The organism is Caulobacter sp. P1_B12_2, assembly GCF_056406675.1.
The window spans coordinates 1-3,563 of sequence record NZ_JBFTZS010000461.1; the positions used below are offsets into that span (position 1 = coordinate 1).

At 68.2% G+C, this 3,563-nt stretch carries 1 protein-coding gene and 1 pseudogene; both read left to right on the forward strand.

The window, feature by feature from the left end:
• A pseudogene (locus AC1DZ6_RS21440) lies at nucleotides 1–459 on the forward strand (rhamnogalacturonidase); the annotation flags it as partial.
• 49 nt (nucleotides 460–508) lie between these two features.
• Nucleotides 509–3,563, forward strand: a 3,055-nt coding sequence (locus AC1DZ6_RS21445) for a TonB-dependent receptor domain-containing protein (RefSeq protein ID WP_477099156.1), incomplete at its 3' end; no start/stop codon positions are given.

Genomic DNA, 3,563 nt, shown 5'->3' on the forward strand with positions numbered 1-3,563 from the left:
CTGCGGCGCATCACCATCCAGAACATCGTCAGCCATGGCGCCACGCCGCAGCCGTCGATCATCGCGGGCGTGGCCGGCCACCCCGTCGAGGACGTCAAGATCAGCGACGTCTACTTCCATTCGCAGGGCGGCGGTTCGGCCGAGCTGGCCGGGCGCCAGCCGCCGGAGGCCGACAAGGCCTATCCGGACCCGGACATGTTCGGCGACCTGCCCGCCACCGGCTTCTTCATCCGCCACGCCCGCAACATCGAGATGAGCAACATCGAGATCGTGACCGAGGCGCCGGACGCCCGTCCCGCCTTCTGGATGCGGGACGTCCAGGACATCGACCTCTTCCGACTCCGCCTGCCCAAGGCCCCCTCCAGCTTCGCGCTGGATCAGGTCACGGGCTTCCGGACGTTCGGCAGCCGCTGGCTCGAGGACCGTCGCTTCGACGGAACGGTCAGCCAGACTTTCTAACGCACCACGCGCAACGAGCGGCCAAAGAGCCGCCTCAGGAGGGACCAACATGAACACCAAACATTACTTCGGCGCGGCTTCGCCCGCCGCACTGGCCGCGGCTTTGCTGCTTGTGCCAGCGCTGGCACAAGCCCAAGCGGCGGCCGTTGCCTCGCCCAATAGCGACGTTTCGACGGTCGAGACCGTGGTCGTAACGGGCTCGCGGCTAGCCTCGCGCGGCTTCAGCGCCCCGACTCCGGTGGCGGTCGTCAACGCCGAGGAATTCAAGCTGTCCGGCACGGTCAACGCCGAGGCGCTGCTCGGAACCTCGCCCCAGTTCGTCGGCTCGCAGAACAGCGGCCAGACGGCCAACACCGTCCCCGGCGGCACCGCCACGCTGAACCTGCGCGGCTTCGGCGCCCAGCGGAACCTGGTGCTGGTCAACGGCCGGCGCTTCGCCATCGCCGGCGCCGACCAGACCACCGACATCAACACGATCCCCGTCTCGCTGATCAAGCAGACCGAGGTGGTGACCGGCGGCTCCTCGGCGGTCTACGGCTCGGACGCCATCACCGGCGTCGTCAACTTCATCATGCGCGACGACTTCGAAGGGGTGGAGATCAACGGCCAGACCAACTGGGACAGCCACACCACCACCCCCACCTACAATCTGGACCTGACGGTCGGCGGCAACTTCGCCGAGGGCCGCGGCAACGCGGTCATCTCGGTCAACTATCTGGATCGCGGCGCCATCTCGCGCGGGATGCGCGGGCACTGGACCTATGACTCGCTGTCCGACGGCTGCGTGACCTCGGCCTCGTTCAGCAAGAGCAAGGCCGGCGTGCCCCTGGCCGTTCCGGGCGGCTCGACCTGCCTGGCGGCCGGCGGCCGCATGGGCCTGATCGCGGGCGGCAGCGGCGACATCCCCAACGGCCGCTTCACCGGCGTACCGAGCGTCGGCGGCGCGGGCTCGACCCCGGGCCTGGACGCGGCGCTGATCGCCGCCGGCCTGGGTTCGATGGGCTCGCGCGGCTTCACCTTCGACAACGCCGGCACGGCCGCCCGTCCCGCCCTCACGCCGCAGGACGACTTCAACCTCGGCCCGGACAACTACCTGATCATCCCGCAGAAGCGCTGGATGATGAACGCCTTCAGCCACTACGACTTCAACAGCAAGGTCACCGGCTATCTCGAAGGCCACTTCAGCAACAACGTCGTCGACATGCAGCTGGCGCCGACCAACATCAACGGCCCGTTCCTGCTCAACACCAACAACCCCTATCTCTCGTCCTCGATGCAGGAAGTCCTGCGGCAGATGGACCTGAAGGAGACGGGGACCACGACGGTGACCACCGGCACCGCGTCGCGGACCACCGTCGCCGGCGACGGCCTGGCCGTGATCAATGTCGGGCGTCGTCTTCGCGAGATCGGCCTGCGTCGCAACAACGCCGAACGCAACGTCTGGCGCGTGGCGGCGGGCCTGCGCGGCGATCTGGGCAGCGTCTCGGACAACTTCCTGCGCAACCTCAGCTACGACGCCTACTACACCTACGCCCGCACCTCCGAGACGGACCACCAGGAAGGCAACGCCTCGCGCAGCCGCTTCCAGGCGGCCCTGCTCTCGGTCGGCGGCGCGCCGCCGGTGCTCAACGTGTTCGGCCAGAACATCTCGGCGGCCGGGGTCAGCGCGATCTCGATCGCGGCCACCAACATCACCGAGGCCGAACAGCAGGTCGCGGCCGCCAGCCTGGCGGGCGAGCTGTTCAGCCTGCCGGCCGGCCCGGTCGACTTCTCGGCCGGCACGGAGTGGCGCTATAACTCGGCCCGCTACACCCCCGACGAGTTCCTGCGCTCGGGCGACGTGGTCGGCTTCAACCCCGGCCTGCCGACCGGCGGCAGCACGATCGTCAAGGAGATCTACGGCGAAGCCCGCGTGCCGATCCTGGCCGACCTGCCGTTCGTCAAGAACCTCAGCGCCAACGGCGCCTTCCGCTACTCGGACTACAATCTGAAGGGCGTCGGCGGCGTCTGGACCTATTCGGTCGGCGGCGCCTGGGCGGTGACCTCGGACATCAATTTCCGCGGCCAGTTCCAGCACGCCATCCGCGCGCCGAACGTGGGTGAACTGTATGGCGGCCTGGCTCAGAGCTTCGACGCAGCGACCGACCCGTGCTCGAGCCGCGCCCCCGTCGCTCAGCAGACCGCCGCGGTCCGAGCCGTCTGCGTCGCCACCGGCGTCCCGACCGCCGCGGTCTTCACCCCCGGCGTGCAGTCCAACACGATCATCGGCAACCTGACGGGCGGCAACCCGAACGTCGGCATCGAGAAGTCCGACACCTACACGTTCGGCGCCGTCATCACGCCCCGGGCCATCCCGGGCCTGGCGGTCAGCGTCGACTATTTCAACATCGACCTGGACGGCGCGATCTCGGCGCTGGGCGGCGGTCTGAACAACACGCTGAACCTCTGCTACAACATCGTCCAGAACGCCCAGAGCGAGTTCTGCCAGGCGATCAAGCGCAACCCGGTCACCGGCGAGATCGCGCCGCCCTATTACGCGACGATCACCAACGCCAACACCGGCGGCCTGAAGACGGCCGGCGTCGACTTCGTGGCCAACTACCGGTTCAGCGCCGACTTCGGCATTCCCGGCCTCAGCCAGGACAGCCGCTTCGAGATCGGCACGGAATGGACCTGGACGGACGAGTTCACCTCGACGCCCGTCCAGGCCTTCCCGAACATCAAGAACTACTGCGCAGGGGCCTATGGCCCGACCTGCGGCCAGCCGATCCCCGAATGGAAGGGCGGCTCGCGGGTGACCTGGCGGACCGGACCGCTGACCCTCAGCCTGCGGCACCGCTATATCGGCGAGGTCACGTCCGACAAGTACCTCCTGCCCAAACGCGCGGGCGGGACCGTTCCGGACCTGGCCACCCTGACCAACCCGAAGCTGCCGGCCCAGAACTACTTCGACGCGTCGTTCGCCTACGACATCCTCGAAGACGTCCAGGTGTACGGCGGCGTCAACAACATCGCCGACCGGGATCCTCCGGTTCTGGGCAGCTCGTCGCCGTCGGCCAACACCTACGCGGCCACCTACGACGTCCTGGGGACCACCTTCTTCC